20 protein-coding genes are annotated in these 17,688 nt (G+C 67.7%); 4 read left to right on the forward strand and 16 right to left on the reverse strand.

The features are described 5' to 3' along the window. Positions 1–209: 209 nt before the first annotated feature. The 14 genes from lsr2 to G6N66_RS24640 all read right to left on the reverse strand — a co-directional run bounded on the left by lsr2 (position 210) and on the right by G6N66_RS24640 (position 12,356). On the reverse strand, positions 210–548 hold the full coding sequence (gene lsr2, locus G6N66_RS24575; protein ID WP_085235316.1) for a histone-like nucleoid-structuring protein Lsr2: 339 nt from the start codon (positions 546–548) through the stop codon (positions 210–212). Positions 549–659: 111 nt separating this feature from the next. After that, positions 660–2,159, reverse strand: a complete 1,500-nt coding sequence (gene lysS, locus G6N66_RS24580; RefSeq protein WP_085235317.1) for a lysine--tRNA ligase — start codon at positions 2,157–2,159, stop codon at positions 660–662. Between the two features lie 75 nt (positions 2,160–2,234). Next, positions 2,235–3,050, reverse strand: a complete 816-nt coding sequence (locus G6N66_RS24585; protein ID WP_085235318.1) for a type III pantothenate kinase — start codon at positions 3,048–3,050, stop codon at positions 2,235–2,237. A gap of 2 nt (positions 3,051–3,052) precedes the next feature. After that, the gene (gene panD, locus G6N66_RS24590) at positions 3,053–3,481 is read right to left on the reverse strand and encodes an aspartate 1-decarboxylase (protein WP_085235319.1); all 429 of its coding nucleotides are present in this window, start codon (positions 3,479–3,481) and stop codon (positions 3,053–3,055) included. After that, positions 3,481–4,407: a pantoate--beta-alanine ligase gene (panC, locus tag G6N66_RS24595; RefSeq protein WP_085235320.1), complete on the reverse strand. Its 927-nt coding sequence runs from the start codon at positions 4,405–4,407 to the stop codon at positions 3,481–3,483. Before panC ends, panD begins: the two co-directional genes overlap by 1 nt. Beyond that, complete coding sequence (locus G6N66_RS24600; protein WP_085235321.1) at positions 4,404–5,324, reverse strand: Rossmann-like and DUF2520 domain-containing protein; 921 nt, start codon at positions 5,322–5,324, stop codon at positions 4,404–4,406. The genes panC and G6N66_RS24600 overlap by 4 nt, the downstream gene beginning before the upstream one ends. Positions 5,325–5,425: 101 nt before the next feature. Beyond that, the gene (locus G6N66_RS24605) at positions 5,426–6,544 is read right to left on the reverse strand and encodes a DUF6779 domain-containing protein (protein ID WP_085235340.1); all 1,119 of its coding nucleotides are present in this window, start codon (positions 6,542–6,544) and stop codon (positions 5,426–5,428) included. Between the two features lie 69 nt (positions 6,545–6,613). Beyond that, positions 6,614–7,090, reverse strand: a complete 477-nt coding sequence (locus G6N66_RS24610) for a DUF3180 domain-containing protein (RefSeq protein ID WP_085235322.1) — start codon at positions 7,088–7,090, stop codon at positions 6,614–6,616. Next, the gene (gene folK / locus G6N66_RS24615) at positions 7,090–7,611 is read right to left on the reverse strand and encodes a 2-amino-4-hydroxy-6-hydroxymethyldihydropteridine diphosphokinase (RefSeq protein WP_085235323.1); all 522 of its coding nucleotides are present in this window, start codon (positions 7,609–7,611) and stop codon (positions 7,090–7,092) included. Before folK ends, G6N66_RS24610 begins: the two co-directional genes overlap by 1 nt. After that, positions 7,608–8,018: a dihydroneopterin aldolase gene (gene folB / locus G6N66_RS24620; protein ID WP_085235324.1), complete on the reverse strand. Its 411-nt coding sequence runs from the start codon at positions 8,016–8,018 to the stop codon at positions 7,608–7,610. Before folB ends, folK begins: the two co-directional genes overlap by 4 nt. Then, positions 8,011–8,820 (reverse strand): dihydropteroate synthase, encoded by an 810-nt coding sequence (folP, locus tag G6N66_RS24625; protein ID WP_085235325.1) that lies wholly within the window; start codon positions 8,818–8,820, stop codon positions 8,011–8,013. The genes folB and folP overlap by 8 nt, the downstream gene beginning before the upstream one ends. A 19-nt stretch (positions 8,821–8,839) precedes the next feature. Continuing rightward, complete coding sequence (gene folE / locus G6N66_RS24630; RefSeq protein ID WP_085235326.1) at positions 8,840–9,460, reverse strand: GTP cyclohydrolase I FolE; 621 nt, start codon at positions 9,458–9,460, stop codon at positions 8,840–8,842. A gap of 16 nt (positions 9,461–9,476) precedes the next feature. Next, a complete protein-coding gene (gene ftsH, locus G6N66_RS24635) occupies positions 9,477–11,843 on the reverse strand; it encodes an ATP-dependent zinc metalloprotease FtsH (RefSeq protein WP_085235327.1) in 2,367 nt (788 codons plus the stop codon). A gap of 132 nt (positions 11,844–11,975) precedes the next feature. Further along, positions 11,976–12,356 carry a VOC family protein gene (locus G6N66_RS24640; protein WP_085235328.1) on the reverse strand — a complete coding sequence of 127 codons (381 nt, stop codon included), beginning with the start codon at positions 12,354–12,356 and terminating at the stop codon, positions 11,976–11,978. Between the two features lie 50 nt (positions 12,357–12,406). Here G6N66_RS24640 and G6N66_RS24645 point away from each other — a divergent pair, with 50 nt between their 5' ends. The 3 genes from G6N66_RS24645 to G6N66_RS24655 are packed head-to-tail and all read left to right on the forward strand — an operon-like array spanning position 12,407 to position 15,572. Beyond that, positions 12,407–13,372: an alpha/beta fold hydrolase gene (locus G6N66_RS24645; RefSeq protein WP_139825438.1), complete on the forward strand. Its 966-nt coding sequence runs from the start codon at positions 12,407–12,409 to the stop codon at positions 13,370–13,372. After that, complete coding sequence (locus G6N66_RS24650) at positions 13,372–14,526, forward strand: LLM class flavin-dependent oxidoreductase (RefSeq protein WP_085235329.1); 1,155 nt, start codon at positions 13,372–13,374, stop codon at positions 14,524–14,526. Before G6N66_RS24645 ends, G6N66_RS24650 begins: the two co-directional genes overlap by 1 nt. 32 nt (positions 14,527–14,558) lie before the next feature. Further along, positions 14,559–15,572 (forward strand): zinc-binding dehydrogenase, encoded by a 1,014-nt coding sequence (locus G6N66_RS24655; RefSeq protein WP_085235342.1) that lies wholly within the window; start codon positions 14,559–14,561, stop codon positions 15,570–15,572. Between the two features lie 101 nt (positions 15,573–15,673). Here G6N66_RS24655 and G6N66_RS24660 read toward each other — a convergent pair whose 3' ends face one another. Continuing rightward, a complete protein-coding gene (locus G6N66_RS24660; RefSeq protein ID WP_085235330.1) occupies positions 15,674–16,051 on the reverse strand; it encodes a PH domain-containing protein in 378 nt (125 codons plus the stop codon). Between the two features lie 231 nt (positions 16,052–16,282). Between G6N66_RS24660 and G6N66_RS24665 the strand changes: the two genes are divergently transcribed. Continuing rightward, positions 16,283–17,008 carry an SIMPL domain-containing protein gene (locus tag G6N66_RS24665; protein WP_085235331.1) on the forward strand — a complete coding sequence of 242 codons (726 nt, stop codon included), beginning with the start codon at positions 16,283–16,285 and terminating at the stop codon, positions 17,006–17,008. Between the two features lie 47 nt (positions 17,009–17,055). On the opposite strand, the gene hpt is transcribed toward G6N66_RS24665, so the two are convergent. Further along, the gene (gene hpt / locus G6N66_RS24670) at positions 17,056–17,667 is read right to left on the reverse strand and encodes a hypoxanthine phosphoribosyltransferase (RefSeq protein WP_085235332.1); all 612 of its coding nucleotides are present in this window, start codon (positions 17,665–17,667) and stop codon (positions 17,056–17,058) included. Positions 17,668–17,688 lie beyond the last annotated feature (21 nt).

The raw sequence follows: 17,688 nt of genomic DNA on the forward strand, positions 1-17,688 counted from the left end.
CTCGCCATCGGTACAACCTCACTACCGGCTGGTGTCCACTGTAATGGTCGGCGCGCTACGGTTCCTAACTTGCGCCGACCTGTTCCTGACAACGGAGCAAACCGCCGAATCGTTTCCCTGATCACCGGCGAGCCGTTCGCCACCAGTGAAAAACCAAATAAAGCACCGGCGCCCGGACCCGATGGCCCGGACGCCGGTCGGTGGTCCCGCTAGGTCGCCGCGTGGAAGGCGTCGATCACGTCGGCCGGGATGCGGCCGCGAGTCGACACGTTGTGCCCGTTGCGGCGGGCCCATTCCCGGATCGCGGCGCTTTGCTCGCGGTCGATCGCGCCGCGGCCGCGGCCGCCACCCGAACGCCCCCGCCGCCGACCGCCGACACGCCGGCCGGCCGCCACCCATTGCTTCAGATCGCCGCGAAGTTTCGCGGCATTCTTTGAAGAAAGGTCGATCTCATAGGTCACCCCGTCAAGCCCGAATTCGACCGTTTCGTCGGCGGCGCCCGCCCCGTCGAAATCATCGACCAAGGTGACGGTCACTTTTTTCGCCATTAGCTCACCCTCGCGTTTCTGCCTTGCAGCCCAGCAACTTGGATTGACTCCCCGCAGACCAATCTGCCATATGTCCGCAGAATACTCAATCCGAGCAGATCATGCACAAGTTCAGTTGGAGTGTGGTCGAACAATCGGGAACAAAACTGTCTCCCGAATTGAGAGCCCGGTCAAAGTCATCAGCAACCTGTCGATACCCATTCCGGTTCCGGTGCACGGCGGCATCGCGTACTCGAGGGCGGCGAGAAAATCTTCGTCGAGTGCCATCGCCTCGTCGTCGCCGGCGGCCGCGGCGCGCGCTTGCTCGGCGAAGCGCTCACGCTGCACCACCGGATCGTTCAATTCGGAGTAGCCGGTGGCCAGTTCGACGCCGCGCACATAGAGGTCCCACTTCTCGGTCACACCCGGGATGCTGCGGTGCTGGCGAGTCAAAGGCGTTGTCTCGACTGGGAAATCCTTAACGAAGGTGGGCGCGGTCAAGGTGTTGCCCACCGCGTGCTCCCACAGTTCCTCGACGAGCTTGCCGTGCCCGTACCCGCGGTTGTCCGGAATCTCGATGCCCAGTCGGTCCGCAATTGAGCGCAGGTGTTCAACAGATGTCTCGGGGGTGATCTCTTCACCGAGCGCCGCCGACACCGACGGATACATTTGTAGCGACGACCATTCTCCGTCTATGTCGTACACACTGCCGTCCGGCAACGGCAGTTGTCGCGTCCCGATCGCCTCATCGGCCACCTCTTGAATAAGCTCCCGGGTTACGACTGCCGAATCGTCATAGGTGCCGTAGGTCTGGTAGGTCTCCAGCATGGAAAATTCGGGAGAATGCGTCGAATCGGTGCCTTCGTTTCGGAACACCCGATTTAGTTCGAAGACCTTGTCGAAACCACCGACGATGCAGCGCTTGAGGAACAGTTCCGGTGCGATCCTCAAGTAGAGATCGATGTCAAGCGCATTGGAATGCGTGATGAACGGCCGGGCCGCCGCGCCCCCGGCCAACGTCTGCAACATAGGCGTTTCGACTTCGGAAAAACCGCGCCGTTCCAGCGCGTTGCGTATGGCCCGAACCACGGCGATTCGCTGGCGGGCCACCGTTCGCGCCTGCGGGCGAACGATCAGATCCACATACCGCTGCCGCACCCGCGATTCTTCGCTCATCTCCTTGTGCGCGACGGGCAGCGGCCGCAACGACTTGGCGGCCATTTGCCACTCGTCGGCGAGCACGGACAGCTCACCGCGGCGTGAACTGATCACATTGCCGTGCACGTAAACGATGTCGCCAAGGTCGACGTCGGCCTTCCACGCGTCCAGCGCTTCCTTGCCGACCTTGTCGAGGCTGATCATCACCTGCAGGTTGGTGCCGTCGCCGTCCTGCAGCGTGGCGAAGCACAACTTTCCCGAATTGCGCGCGAAGATCACCCGGCCGGCGACGCCGACGACGTCATCGGTCGCGGTGTCGATCTCCAGGTCGGGGTGGGCGGCCCGGACCTCGGCCAGGGTGTGGGTCCGCTGGATCGCGACCGGATAAGGGTCGCGCCCCTCGGCCAGCAGGCGAGCGCGCTTTTCCCGGCGGATCTGGAACTGCTCGGGAAGGTCGGGATCGGCGTCACTCACGACGTGCCAGCTTAAAGGAACTGACCCCGGCGTTTGCGGGTGGCGTCGAGTGCGGATTGATTCTCGACGACGGGCTCAGCGCGCCGTCTTCAGCCGGCCGCGCTGCGAGTCCTGGTTGCGTTCGAAGACCAGCCGCAGGCCGTGCAGGGTCAGGTGGGGGTCGTAGTGGTTGGCGGTGCGCAGCTCGGGCAACAGCAGCGGCGCGGTGTGCCCGGTGGTCACGACCACGACGTCGTCGCCGGCGAAGCCGTCGATGTCCTCGCGGATGCGCCCGACCAGCCCATCGACCAGCCCGGCGAAGCCGAACACCGCACCCGCCTGCATGCATTCGACGGTGTTCTTGCCGAGCACCGAGCGGGGCCGGGCCAATTCGACGTTAAGCAGCGCCGCGGACCGGGCCGCCGCGGCATCCGACGACACCTGCACCCCGGGCGCGATGGCGCCGCCGAGGAATTCGCCCTTGGCCGACACCAGGTCCACGCAGATCGACGACCCGAAATCGACGACAATGGCGGCCGACTTGAACCGGTGAAATGCGGCCAGGCAGTTGACGATCCGGTCGGTGCCCAATTGTTTGGGGTTGTCGACCAGCAGCGGAATGCCGGTGCGCACGCCCGGCTCGATCAACACGTGCGGCACCGACGGCCAGTACTGGTCGAGCATCACCCGCATCTCCTGCAGCACCGACGGAACCGTGGAGAGGGCGGAGGCGCCGCTGAGCCGCTCGGAATCGTCGCCGATCAGCCCGTCGATGGTGAGCGCAAGTTCGTCGGCGGTGACTTCGGGTTCGGTGCGAATCCGCCACTGCTGCACCACCTTTGCGTGCTCCTTGGAGCCCGACAGCAACCCGACGACGGTGTGGGTGTTACGGACGTCGATCGCCAGCAGCACGGCTACCGTGCACCCATGCGGGGGTTCATCAGCTCGGCCGCTGCAAGATCAAAGTCCGGGACGAAGGCGGGATCGCTGCCCAGGTCGATCTGCTTGTTGTCCGCGTCGACGAACACGATCCGCGGCTTGTACTCGCGGGCCTCGGCGTCCTCCATGGTTCCGTAGGCGATCAGAATCACCAGATCGCCGGGATGAACGAGATGCGCTGCGGCGCCGTTGATGCCAATCACCCCGCTGCCGCGCTCACCGGTGATCGCGTAGGTCACCAGCCGGGCGCCGTTGTCGATGTCGACGATGGTGACCTGTTCGCCCTCGAGCAGGTCGGCGGCGTCCATCAGGTCGGCGTCGATGGTCACCGAGCCGACGTAGTGCAGATCGGCCTGCGTGACCGTGGCGCGGTGGATCTTCGATTTCAGCATCGTCCGTAACATCAGTTCCTCCAAGGTGATTGAGCAATATCTTTCGCGTCCGGCCCCACGGGTGCCGGCGATAGAGCCCCTAGCTCGACTGCGATGTTGTCCAGCAGCCTGGTCTTTCCCAGCCGGGCGGCGACCAGCAGCCGGCCGGGTCCCTCGGTCGGTGCGGGACCCAGCCCGGGGTCGCGCAGCTCCAAGTAGTCGACGCTGATCGCGGGCACGGCGTCGAGCACGGCGCGGGCCGCGGTCAGCGCTGCCGGCGCGCCGGCCGGCGCGGCGTGCATCCCGGCCAGCAGCGCGGCCGAGAGCGTCGCGGCCAATTCGCGCTGCACCGAATCCAGGTAGCGGTTGCGCGACGACATCGCCAGCCCATCGGACTCGCGCACCGTCGGAACCCCGATCACGTCGACGCCGACGTTGAGGTCGGTCACCATCTGCCGGATCATCACCAACTGCTGATAGTCCTTCTCGCCGAAGAAGATTCGATCGGGGCGCACGATCTGCAGCAGCTTGAGCACCACCGTCAGCACGCCGCCGAAATGCGTTGGCCGGGCCGCGCCCTCGAGTTCGGCGGCCAACGGACCCGGCTGCACCGTGGTGCGCAGCCCGTCCGGATACATCGCCGCGGCGGTCGGCGCGAACACGATCTCGACGCCCTCGCCGCGCAGCAACGCCAGGTCGTCGTCCAGGGTCCGCGGGTAGGTGTCGAGATCCTCGCCGGCCCCGAATTGCAGCGGGTTGACGAAGATCGACACCACGACCACCGAGCCGGGGACCCGTTTGGCGGCGCGGACCAGGGCGAGGTGCCCGTCGTGCAGCGCGCCCATGGTCGGCACCAGCATCACGCGGCGGCCGGTGTGCCGCAGCGCGCGGCTCACCTCGGTGACATCGCGCGGAACCGAATACAGGTTGAGCACGCCGGGTTCGAATTTCTGCGTCACGCCGTCAGCACCTCGACGACGTCGGCGGGCGCGTGTGCGCGCCGCGCGGTCCGCAACGCGTTCACCCGATAGGCCTCGGCCAACTCCCCGTCGACCCGGTGCAGCGCGGCCAGATGCGCGGCGACGGCGGCGGCGTCGCCCCGGGCGACCGGGCCCGTCAGCGCGGCCTGCCCGCGTTGCAGCGTGTTCTGCAGCGCCGCCCGGGCCAGCGGCCCGACGATCCGTTCGGCGATGCCGCCGGGCGCATCCTCGACGAGTTGTTGGCCAAGGAGCTCGCTGCCGCGCAGCGCCGCCCGCAACGCGTCGAGCGCATCGGCGACCACGGTCACGATGTGGTTGCCGGCGTGGGCCAGGGCGGCGTGATACAGGACCCGCGCCTCCTCGCGCACGCAGAACGGCTCCCCGCCCATCTCGAGCACCAGCGACTGCGCGATCGCCTGCCCGACGTCGTCGGCGGCGGTGATGCCGAAGCAGGTGTCGGGCAGGCGGCTGACGTCCTCGTCGGAGCCGGTGAAGGTCATCGCCGGGTGAATCGCCAGCGGGATGCAGCCGCCGCCATCCTCGCGGGCGAGCGGCGCCAGGACCTCGACGCCGTTGGCGCCGGAGGTGTGGGCCACGATCGTTCCGGGCCGCACCGCCGACGTCGCGGCCAGGCCGGACACCAGGCCCGCGAGCTCGCTGTCCGGAACCGCCAGCAGCAGCAGCTCGGCGGCGGCGGCGACGTCCGGCGGCGCCAGCACCGGGGTATCGCGCAGCCGGCGCGCCGCCCGCTGCCGGGACGCGTGAGAAATGGCGCTGCAGGCGACCACGACGTGGTCGGCGCGCTCCAGCGCGACGCCCAATGCGGTTCCTACCCGGCCCGCGGAGATGATCCCCACCTTGAGCCTGGCCGGGCGCAAACCGTCGAACTGCACCATCGCAGACGGCCTCACAGTGTCTTGGTTTCGTTCCAGTCCCGCGCTCGCGGGTACCGGACGGTCAGTAAGACTCTAGTCGATTTCGCAGGCAGGACCCAGTGTCATCCGTCACGTCGGCGGCGTCGGCCGCCTCCGGTTGGCTCGACCTGCAGCCGCGCCAGCAGGTCGGCGACGGACTGCCCGCCGGATCGGGAGCGTCGCCCCCCCGATTCCCCCGACTCGTCATCGATGCTGCGATGCCGAGGTGCCGGCTCGGGAGGCGGCGCCGGCGCCAGCCGCGGGGGCGGGGTTTCGCCGTCGTCGTCGGGGTGCTCCGTCGAATGCCGCGAGTGCGCCCGGCGGCCCGACTCGCCGAATGGACCGCCCTCGGTGACCTCGGGGCTGGAATGCCGGGCGCGCCGGCGACCCGTCAGCGGGTCCGGTGCGTCCGGCTCGTCGACACCGGACCAGTTGCTGCCCGGCGCCCCAGCGGGCAACCACCGCCCGTCGGCGCTGGTTGGTTGCCAGTGCGGCGATTCGGGCTGCGTTTGCGGTGCCGGCTCGGGGGCTGGCGGCGGGGGCTGATACGGCGGCGGCTCGCGCGGCGGCGCGGGCTGTCGGGGCGGCGTCGCGCCGGCGGGCGGGACTCGCACCTCGGACACGTCGATGATCGGCGATTCGTCGGTGCGCTCGAGCGCATTTTCCGGGGGTACGTCCGAGAGCCGATCGCTGGACACCCAGTCGGCCGGTGCGCTGCCGCCGCTGCGGGCCCAGTCCGCCCGGGAATTCTCCAGGGCTCGGCGGTCGGCGAGGTCGGTGTCAAACAAGATCTCCAGGTTGGCGCGCAATGCGGCCAACTCCGCCCGCAGCGCCGCCACCTCGTCGGCCGCCTGGGCCCGCAGCTCGGCGGCCAGCTCGCGACGCAGCTGCGACTCCACCGTCAGCTCGTATTCGCGCCGGGCCGAGATTTCCCGATCCAACTGCAGGTCATAGACCAGCTTCAGGTCCCGCACTTTCGACTGGTCCGCGTCGCTTTGCCGGCGGTAAAGCACCGAAACGAAGGCGCCGGCGACTGCGGCCCACAGCGCCAGGATCACAGCGAGCTTGAGCAGTTCCACACGATTGGTGAAAACCAGTGCGGAACTGGCCCCCATCGCGAGGACCAGCAACGCCGTCAAGAGCACCCAACCCGGCCTGCGGCCGCCGCGCCGGACCCGGGCGCCGCGGGACAGAACGGTCATGGCCTGACTGTACCTGTGCGAGGTCACACAGCGTGTCGCGTCACTCCGGCGATTCTCGGCTAGCCCTCGCTAGCCTTCAGAGCCCTCGCCGTGCTCGGTCGGGTCCTGCGGAGACTTACAGCAATGCTGCAGCCACAGGGCGGCGACGACCAACGCCAGCGCGCTGACGGCCGCCACCACGGCGCCGGAGGTGTCCTCGGCGGCGGCGCGCAGCCAGGATCGCCGCGGCAGCAGGTACACCAACACCGCGATCCACCAACCCAGCACCAGCGCACCCACCCATGCCGACGCCTTGGCGATCACCACGCTGCGGGCCACCGCCAGCGGATGCAGCCAGCCCGGCCCGTCGCCGATCTCGCCGTCGCTGATCTTGACCCGCACGTAGCGCGCCCACAGCGCCTCGGCGACGGCCACCGCCCCCAGCGACAGCCCCGTCCACACCGTGATCGGGGGGAACCACCGATAGAGCAGCATCACCAGCAGATAGCCCAGCACCCCGGCCACCACCACCGCGGCCGTCAGCTCACGCTTGCGGGTCGGTCCCATCAGTGCGTTTTCGGCTCGAGGGTCAGCGGGGATAGCCGCACCCCGGCCCGGTCGGCCGGGTCCAGTTCGGCCAGCAGCCGCGCCACCGGCCGCGGCCCGCCGCTGACCGTCAGCTCGGCGTCGGGGTCGACGGCCAGCCACGGGATCAGCACGAACGCCCGCAGGTGGGCCAGGGGGTGCGGCAGGGTCAGGTCGCTTTCCACCGCGACCACCTCGGTGTCCCCGTAGCAGGCGATCAGGTCCACGTCGAGGGTCCGCGGGCCCCAGCGCTGGCCACGGACCCGGCCCGCGGCCCGCTCGAACTCCTGCGCCCGGCGCAGCCAGGCGCGCGCGTCGCGGGACGGGTCGTCGGCGATCAGCACCGCGTTGAGGAACGGTCCCTGCTCGGTCTCACCCCAGGGGTCGGTCTCATACACCGGAGACATCGCGACCACCGCGTCACCCAGCCCGTCGACGACCGCCTGCAGCCGGGCCAGGCGATCACCCAGGTTCGAGCCGATCGACAGCACGACGCGCGTCATACCGCTCGACCATCGGGGCCGGCCGGGACCACCGAACCGCGACCGCCGCGGCGCGAGCGCCGCACCACCACCGCCACGTCGGCGAACTGCTGCTCGATGGGGGCCTGCGGCTTGTGCACCACCACCTCGACGGCGTGCACGCGCTCGTCGGCCATGACGCGCTCGGCGATCTCACCACCGACCGCCTCGATCAGGTTGCGCGGCGGTCCGGCGACGACGCCGGCCGCCAGCTTGGCCAGGGCGTCGTAGTCGTAGGTGTCGGCCAGCTCGTCGCTGGCGGCGGCGTCGGCCAGGTCGATCCACACGGTGATATCGACGACGAAGTCCTGCCCGTTGACCCGTTCGTGCTCGAAGACACCGTGTCGGCCGTGAACTGTCAAGCCGCGCAATTCGATTCGGTCAGCCACTAGCCTCGCCTCGTGTCCAGGCCCCCACCACCTTGAGGGCGTCGACCGACGCCCGCACGTCGTGCACCCGCACACCCCAGGCGCCGTGCAGGGCGGCCAGCGCGGAGATCACCGCGGTCGCGGTCTCCCGCCCCTCCGGCGGCCGCACCTCGCCGTCGGGCCCGGCGAGCAGCGCACCGACAAACCGTTTGCGCGAGGCACCCAGCAGCACCGGGATGCCGGTGGCCACCAGTTCCGGCAACGCGTGCAGCAACGCCCAATTGTGTTGTGCCGTCTTGGCGAATCCGAGACCCGGGTCGATCATCAGCTTTGCCGGATCGACACCGGCGGCGACCGCGTCGTCGACGCCGGCGAGCAGCTCGGCGCGCACGTCGGCCACCACGTCGCCGTAGGAGCGGGCTTGGTGCGGGCGGTCGGCGTCCACCGGCCGCCAGTGCATCAGCACCCACGGCACACCCGCTTCGGCCAGCAGCGGAGCCATCGCGGGATCGGCCCGCCCGCCGGACACGTCGTTGACCATCTGCGCGCCGTTCTGCAGGGCGGCGCGCGCCACGTCGGCGTGCATGGTGTCGATGCTCACGGTGAGTCCTTGCGCCGCAAGCTCTTTGATGACGGCGGTCACCCGGTCGGCCTCGACCCTGGGGTCGATCCGGGTGGCGCCGGGACGCGTCGACTCCCCGCCGACGTCGACGATGCCCGCGCCCTCGGCGGCCATGGCCAGACCATGGGCCACCGCGGCGTCGGCGTCGAGATAGCGCCCGCCATCCGAGAACGAGTCCGCCGTGACGTTCAGAACACCCATAACCTGCACGGGTGCGGGCTCACTTACGCAGGATGAGGTCGAGCGCCTCGGCTCGGGAAGCGGCACTGGTCTTGAACTGGCCGCGCACCGCCGACGTCGTCGTCACGGCGCCGGGCTTGCGCACACCGCGCATCGCCATGCACAGATGCTCGGCCTCGACGACGACGATCACGCCGCGCGGGTCGAGCTTGCTCACCAGGGCGTCGGCGATCTGGCTGGTGAGCCGCTCCTGCACCTGGGGCCGCTTGGCGTAAAGGTCCACCAGCCGGGCGATCTTGGACAGCCCGGTCACCCGGCCGTCCTTGCCGGGGATGTAGCCGACGTGGGCCACGCCGTGAAACGACACCAGGTGATGTTCACAGGTGGAGTAGAGCGGGATCTCCTTGACGATCACCATCTCGTCGTGGTCTTCGTCGAACATGGTGTTCAGCACCGATTCCGGTTCCGTGTAGAGCCCGGCGAACATCTCGCGATAGGCACGCGCGACGCGAGCCGGGGTGTCCCGCAAGCCATCCCGGTCCGGGTCCTCGCCGATCGCGAAGAGCAACTCGCGGATCGCGGCCTCGGCGCGTTCCTGGTTGAACGTGTGGACGCGCGCCGTCGGGGTGCGGCTGTCCGCCTCCAAATCCGGTAGGGCCATTGAGTTTCTCCGTTCGTCAGCCCTGCGCCGGTGGCGTGGACCGGCTCACGTCCTCGTCCGGCTGTTCGGGAGACCTGCCGGTGTCCGGGGTGGGTTGGGGCGGCGGCGGGTACGGCGGATAGGGCGGGTACGCGGGGTGCGCCGGATGACCCGACTGGCCCGGATAGCTCGGCGCCGGGTGGGCCGGCTGCGGCCAATACGGCTGCTGGGGCGGCGGATACCAGTAGCCCTGCTGCTCCCTGGGCGGCCAGCCCGGCGCGTGCCAGCCGGCCGGCGCGCCGTAGTCCGGCTGGGTCGGACCGTGCGGCTGCGCGTCGGCGCCGCCATGCCCACCGTGAGAGCCGTTGGCGCCGTGCATGTTTCGATCGGCTTCGGCGTGCGCGGCCTGAGCATCCAGGGCGGCCTGGTTGGCCCGTGCGATGGCCGCCTTGAACGCCGGCTCGGTCACCGGCGGCGGCCAGGGTTCGCCGCGCTCGATCGCCAGCTCGCCGGGCGTCTTGATCGGCGGCTTGTCGGACGGGATCCGGCCGCCGAAATCGTCGAACATCGTTAGCCGGGGCCGCTTTTCGACGTCGCCGAAGATCGCCTCCAGCTCGGGACGGTGCAGCGTCTCCTTTTCCAGCAACTCGCCGGCCAGCGTGTCGAGCACGTCGCGGTATTCGGTGAGGATCTCCCACGCCTCGGTGTGCGCGGCCTCGATGAGCTTGCGGACCTCCTCGTCGATCTCGCGCGCCACCTCGTGCGAGTAGTCCGACTGGGTGCCCATGGACCGGCCCAAAAACGGGTCGCCGTGCTCGGTGCCGTACTTGACCGCGCCCAGGCGCGCGCTCATGCCGTACTCGGTGACCATGGCGCGGGCGACCTTGGTGGCCTGCTCGATGTCGGACACCGCGCCGGTGGTGGGCTCGCGGAACACCAGTTCCTCGGCGGCGCGCCCGCCCATCGCGAACACCAGTTGCGCGATCATCTCCGAGCGGGTGCGCAGCCCCTTGTCTTCCTCGGGCACCGCGACGGCATGACCGCCGGTGCGGCCGCGGGCCAGGATCGTCACCTTGTAGACCGGGTCGATGTCGGGCATCGCCCAGGCCGCCAACGTGTGCCCGCCCTCGTGGTAGGCGGTGATCTTCTTTTCCTGCTCGCTGATGATCCGGCCCTTGCGGCGCGGGCCGCCGATCACCCGGTCCACCGCCTCTTCGAGCGCGGGCCCGGTGATGACGCTGCCGTTCTCGCGCGCCGTCAGCAGCGCGGCCTCGTTGATGACATTGGCCAGGTCGGCGCCGGTCATGCCGACGGTCCGCTTGGCCAGCCCGTCCAGGTCGGCGTCCGGGCCGATCGGCTTGCCCTTCGAGTGCACCTTCAGCACGGCCCGGCGTCCGGCCAGGTCCGGGTTGGATACCGGGATCTGCCGGTCGAATCGGCCGGGCCGCAACAGCGCGGGGTCCAGGATGTCGGGCCGGTTGGTGGCCGCGATCAGGATCACACCGGCGCGGTCGCCGAAACCGTCCATCTCGACCAGCAATTGGTTCAGCGTTTGCTCGCGCTCGTCGTGTCCGCCGCCCAGGCCGGCGCCGCGCTGGCGCCCCACCGCGTCGATCTCGTCGACGAAGATGATGCACGGGCTGTTCTGTTTGGCCTGCTCGAACAGGTCCCTGACCCGCGAAGCGCCGACGCCGACGAACATCTCGACGAAATCGGAGCCGGAAATGGTGAAGAACGGCACACCGGCTTCCCCCGCCACCGCGCGGGCCAGCAGCGTCTTGCCGGTTCCGGGCGGCCCGTACAGCAGCACGCCCTTGGGGATCTTGGCGCCCAGCGCCTGGTAGCGGCTGGGGTTCTGCAGGAAGTCCTTGATCTCGTAGAGCTCTTCGACCGCCTCGTCGACGCCGGCCACGTCGGCGAACGTGGTCTTGGGCATGTCCTTGTTCAGCATCTTGGCGCGCGACTTGCCGAACCCGAAGCCCATCCGGGCCCCGCCCTGCATGCGGGAGAACATCACGAAAAGCCCGACCAGCAACAGCAGCGGCAGCACGTAGACCAGCAGTTCACCGAGGATGCTGCCCTCGTTGACGACCGTGCTGACCTTGGCGTTCTTGGCGGTGAGCGCGTTGAAAAGATCGACCGCGTATCCGGACGGATATTTGGTGATGACCTTGTCCGAGTTCTCGGTGTCGTTGTTGCCCTTTTTCAGGGTCAGCCGCACCTGCTGTTCGCGATCGTCGATCTGCGCGCTTTTGACGTTGTCGCTGTTGATCTGCGACATCGCCACCGAGGTGTCGACGGGCTTGTAACCGCGCGTGTCATCGCTGAAGTAGAAGAACGACCAGCCCAGCAACACCACCACGGCGATCGCCGTGATGGTGCGGATCACGTTTTTGCGGTTCATCGATCATCGGCCCGGAGGCCAGGTCCTTCCCTGATAACAGGTCGCTGGAAAAGTCCAGGCTACCGCTATGCCAACGTGCGGATGTTCCCGAGTGTGACGCCAGCGTCGCGTCGGGCGGTCCGCGTCAAGCCGTCACTCGTAGTACCGGGCTTCGACGACATTGCCGTCCGGATCTTTGAAGTAGATGGCCTGCGGCGCCGAGCCCTGGGCGCCGAAATTGTTCTCCCTTCGCGCGACGATATCCACGCCGGCCGCGGCGAGACGCGCTTCCAGCGCGTCGTACTCGGCCCGCGAGAGCGCAAGACACACGTGATCGACCGGGTGGCCGGCTTTGCCGGCCTCGAGGGGCATCAGATCGATGATGGAGTCCGCGCACACGCGCACGCTGGGAAACGGCACCGCCTGGGCTTCGTATTCGCTGAGCCGGAGCGGCTCAAGCCCGACCACCCTCGTATAGAAGTCGACCGCCGCCCGCGGATCCTTCGCCCACAGAACTACGTGATCCAACCGCATCAGCCGATAATGTCTTCTCAACCCGTCCGCCGCTGTGATTTGGTGGGACGGTGCGTGTATCAACCGAACGGTTAGTGGACACCAACGGTGTGCGGTTGCGGGTGATCGAGGCCGGCGAGCCCGGCGCACCCGTGGTGGTCCTGGCCCACGGCTTCCCCGAACTGGCCTACTCGTGGCGGCACCAGATTCCGGTCCTCGCCGATGCCGGGTACCACGTGCTGGCTCCCGATCAGCGCGGTTACGGCGGCTCGTCGCGCCCGGAGGCGGTCGAGGCCTACAACATTCACGAGTTGACCGCGGACCTGGTCGGCCTGCTCGACGACGTCGGCGCCGAGCGCGCGGTGTGGGTGGGGCATGACTGGGGCGCCATCGTGTTGTGGAACATGCCGCTGCTGCACCCGGACCGGGTGGCGGCGGTCGCTTCGGTGAGCGTTCCTCCGCTGCCTCGGCCGCGCAAGTCACCGATACAGGCGTGGCGCAAACAATTCGGCGAGAACTTTTTCTACATCCTGTATTTCCAGGAACCGGGCGTCGCCGATGCCGAACTCAACGGTGACCCTGCCCGCACGATGCGCCGGATGATCTGCGGCCAGTCATCGCTCAGCAACAAGGCAACGGCCCCGCGGATGCTCGCCCCGGGTCCCGAAGGCTTCATCGACCGGATTCCAGAGCCGGACGGCCTGCCCAACTGGATCAGCCAAGACGAACTCGACCACTACATCGACGAGTTCTCCCGCACCGGCTTCACCGGCGCGCTGAACTGGTATCGCAATTTCGATCGCAACTGGGAGACCACCGCAGAACTCGACGGCGCGATGATCACGGTGCCGTGCCTATTCATCGGCGGGACAGCCGATCCGGTGCTCACCTTCACCCCCACCGACCGCGCCGCCCGGGTGATCGCCGGCCCCTATCAGCAGGTGATGGTCGACGGGGCCGGGCACTGGCTGCAGCAGGAACGGCCCGACGTGGTGAACGAGACACTGCTCGACTTCCTCAAAGGGGTGCAATGGTAATGGGTAACCCGCTGCGCTTCGGCGTATTCATCACTCCGTTTCACCCGGTCGGCCAATCCCCCACGGTGGCACTGGAATACGACATGGAACGGGTGGTCGCGCTGGATCGCCTGGGGTTCGACGAGGCGTGGTTCGGCGAGCATCACTCCGGTGGTTACGAGCTGATCGCCTGCCCGGAAGTGTTCATCGCGGCCGCCGCGGAGCGGACCAAGCACATCCGGTTGGGCACCGGGGTGGTGTCGCTGCCCTACCACCATCCGCTCATGGTCGCCGACCGCTGGGTGTTGTTGGACCACCTGACCCGTGGCCGGGTCATGTTCGGCACCGGTCCCGGCGCCCTGCCGTCGGACGCCTACATGATGGGCATCGACCCGATCGAGCAGCGCCGGATGATGCAGGAGTCCCTGGAGGCGATCCTCGCGCTGTTCCGCGCCGCACCCGCCGAGCGCATCGATCGCCACTCCGACTGGTTCACCCTGCGCGACGCCCAGTTGCATATCCGCCCCTACACCTCGCCATATCCGGAAATCGCCACGGCCGCAATGATTTCACCGTCGGGCCCGCGGCTGGCCGGGGCGCTGGGCACGTCGCTGCTGTCGTTGTCGATGTCGGTGCCGGGCGGCTATGCGGCGCTGGAGACGACCTGGGACGTGGTGCGCGAGCAGGCCGCCAAGGCCGGGCGCGGCGAGCCCGACCGCTCGGATTGGCGGGTGCTGTCCATCATGCATATCGCCGACAGCCGCGATCAGGCGATCGACGACTGCACCTACGGACTGCTCGATTTCGCACAGTACTTCGGGGCGGCGGGATTCGTCCCGTTGGCCAACGCCGTCGAGGGCGCCCAATCGCCGCGCGAGTACGTCGAAGACTATGCGGCCAAAGGAAATTGCTGCATCGGGACGCCGGACGATGCGATCGCTCACATCGAGGATCTGCTTGACCGGTCGGGCGGGTTCGGAACGCTGTTGATGCTCGGCCATGACTGGGCCTCACCGGAGGCGACGTACCACTGCTATGACCTGTTCGCCCGCAAGGTGATTCCCCATTTCAAGGGGCAGCTGGAGGCGCCGCGCTCGTCGCACGACTGGGCCAGGGACCGGCGCGACCAACTGATCGGCCGCGCCGGCGAAGCCGTGGTAAAGGCCATTACCTAGCATGTCGAGGAACACCAGACGGAGGCCAAGTGATGCGTGCTTCAGTGTTGCGTGACGGGCGTATGGTCTACCGCGACGACGTACCCGAGCCGGTGCCCGGTCCCGGTCAGGTGCTGGTGGGGGTCCGAGCGTGCGGAATCTGTGGTTCGGATCTGCATTTCGCGGCCCACGGCGGGACGGTGCTGGAGATGAGCAACCGCGTCGCTCGCGGTGCGGGCGGCATGGAGGTCGCGTTGGACCGCGATATTTTCATGGGCCACGAATTCAGCGCCGAGATACTCGAGGCCGGCCCCGACACCGACACGCATCCCGTCGGGACCTTGGTCACGTCGCTGCCGGTGTTGTTGTCCGACAAGGGCATCGATCCCATCGTCTACAGCAACAGCACGGTCGGTGGTTATGCCGATCGGATGCTGCTCTCGGCGCCGCTGCTGCTTGCGGTCCCCAACGGTCTGGACTCGCGGCATGCAGCCCTAACCGAACCGATGTCGGTGGGCCTGCACGCCGTCAACAAGTCCAACATCCAGCCGGGCGAGCCCGCCCTGGTCGTCGGTTGCGGGCCGATCGGGATCGCCATCATCGCCAACCTTCGCGCGCGCGGCGTCGAAACCATTGCAGCGGCGGACTTTTCACCGACACGGCGCGAACTGGCCACCGCCATGGGCGCGCACCAGGCGCTCGATCCGGCGCAGGGCTCCCCGTTCGACTCGGTCAAAGCCAAAGTGGTGTTCGAGGCCGTCGGGGTGCCCGGGGTCATCGACGACATCTTGTTGCGGGCGCGGCACGGTACGCGGGTGGTGGTCGCCGGGGTCTGCATGCAACCCGACACCATGCATCCGTTCTTCGGGATCGCCAAGGAGCTCAACATCCAATTCACGCTCGCCCAGACTCCGGAGGAATTCGCCGAGACGCTGGGCGCGCTGGCCGAGGGCGAGATGGACGTCAGCCCGCTGATCACCGGCGAGGTCGGCCTGGACGGCGTGGGCCAGGCGTTCGACGACCTCGCCGACCCCGAGCGGCACTGCAAGATTTTGGTCACTCCTTAGCGCTGACATTTTTGTCGGCGGATCGAACGGGTTCACCGACTGGCGGTGGGCGGACGCATGATGCTGTGGAGCCTGAAATGTCTTTGCCGCCAACAGGACCGTTACAAGACATGTCTTCCGATGAGCTGACCTATGGTGCGAATGTCGACCTGGCCTTTGAAGTCCAGTCGGACTTTGCCGAGACCCGAGAACCACAGTTCGAGTTCAGCGTCGAGATCGAACCGACCGGCGGTCCCTACAGCAAGATTCAAGCCTGGAGCATTGAGCAGCGATGAGTAGTCGCGTTTCTTCCCGGTCAGACCTTGGACGTTTACCGTGATGAGGCGCTTGTTGGTAAAAATCACCGAGTCACGCATACCTTTGAAGCTGAGATGAACTGTCTCACCTTCGACGAGGATGGGCGCCAACTCAGCGGCGATTGCTTTCGGGTCGCTCGGTCCTAGCCTCGCTAAGAGGCCGCCACTTTGGAAGTCAATCATTCCAGCAGCGTAACGATCGCGATTCGGCCCGTCGTTGACCCTCTTTTAGATCGCCATGAAAACCCGCCTCTTCGGGGCGCAAGTTGGCGAAACCACATGCGCGGCATGCTGTTTCTATTCGACACACCGATCACCAGCCCGTTTCACACCAAAATTCGCCTGCGGACTGATTCCGCAGACCGGCGACGCCAGCGCTACCCGACAGCCCGCCCTTGTAGATAGGGTCCAGGCATGCCGTTCGTTCGCAGATTGATTGCCTTCGCTGCCGCAGGTTTGATCGTCGTCACGCTGTCGGCGTGCAACAAACACGATGCGCCGGCGCCCGGGGCGAATCCGCGCCAAGTGACCGTCATCGGATCGGGGCAAGTCCAGGGCGTGCCGGACACGTTGACCGCCAACGTCAGCATCGAATTCACCGCACCCGACGTCACCACCGCGATGAACCAGACCAACGACCGCCAGCAGGCGGTGATCAACGCGCTGGTCGGCGCCGGTTTGGACCGCAAGTACATCAGCACCACCACGGTCAACCTGCAGCCCCAGTACAGCAACCCCGAGCCCGCGGGGACCGCGACCATCACCGCCTACCGGGCCACCAACGCGATCGCGGTCAAGATCCACCCGACCGATGCCGCGTCGAAGTTGTTGGCGCTCATCGTCAGCACCGGCGGAGACGCCACCCGGATCAGCTCGGTCAGCTACTCGATCGCCGACGACTCGCAACTGGTCAAGGACGCGCGGGCGCGGGCCTTCCAGGACGCCAAGAACCGCGCCGACCAATACGCCCAACTGTCCGGACTGCAACTGGGCAAGGTGCTGTCGATCTCGGAGGCTTCCGGCTCGCCGCCGGTCGGCGGACCGCCCGCCCCGCCGCGAAGCCTGGCCGCCCCGGTACCGCTGGAGCCCGGCCAGCAGACGGTCAGCTTCTCGGTGACCGCGGTGTGGGAGTTGAACTAGCTAGCCCTCGTGGCCATCGCGAGCGCGGCGAAGCGGGTCGCCACCATCTAGCTCTCGTAGATCCTCGGATCCAGGGTCCCGATGTAGGGCAGGTCGCGGTAGCGCTCGTCGTAGTCCAGCCCGTAGCCCACGACGAAATCGTTGGGGATGTCGAAGCCCACATAGTTGATTGCGACGTTGGCCCGCGCGGCGTCGGGCTTGCGCAGCAGGGTGCACACGCGCAACGAACGCGGATGCCGGGTGGTGATGTTGCGCGACAGCCACGACAACGTCAGGCCCGAGTCGACGACGTCCTCGACGATCAGCACGTTGCGGTCGGTGATGTCGCGGTCGAGGTCCTTGAGGATGCGCACCACCCCCGACGACGACGTCGACGATCCGTACGAGCTGACGGCCATGAATTCGAACTGGGTCGGCAGCGGGATGGCGCGCGCGAGGTCGGTGACGAAGAGCACGGCGCCCTTGAGCACGGTGATCAACAGCAGATCTTGCCCACACTCCGCCGAAAGGTCACGGTAGTCGTCGCCGATTTGGGCGCCCAGCTCGGCGATGCGGGCCTGGATCTGCTCCTCGGTGAGAAGTACCGACTTGATGTCCCCCGGATACAGCTCCGGTGGCTGTCCGGGTGTGACCGCCGAGGAGATCTGCTGCACGCCCACAGCGTGCCACGCCGGCGGGCG

It is taken from the genome of Mycobacterium conspicuum (assembly GCF_010730195.1).
Classification (GTDB): domain Bacteria; phylum Actinomycetota; class Actinomycetes; order Mycobacteriales; family Mycobacteriaceae; genus Mycobacterium; species Mycobacterium conspicuum.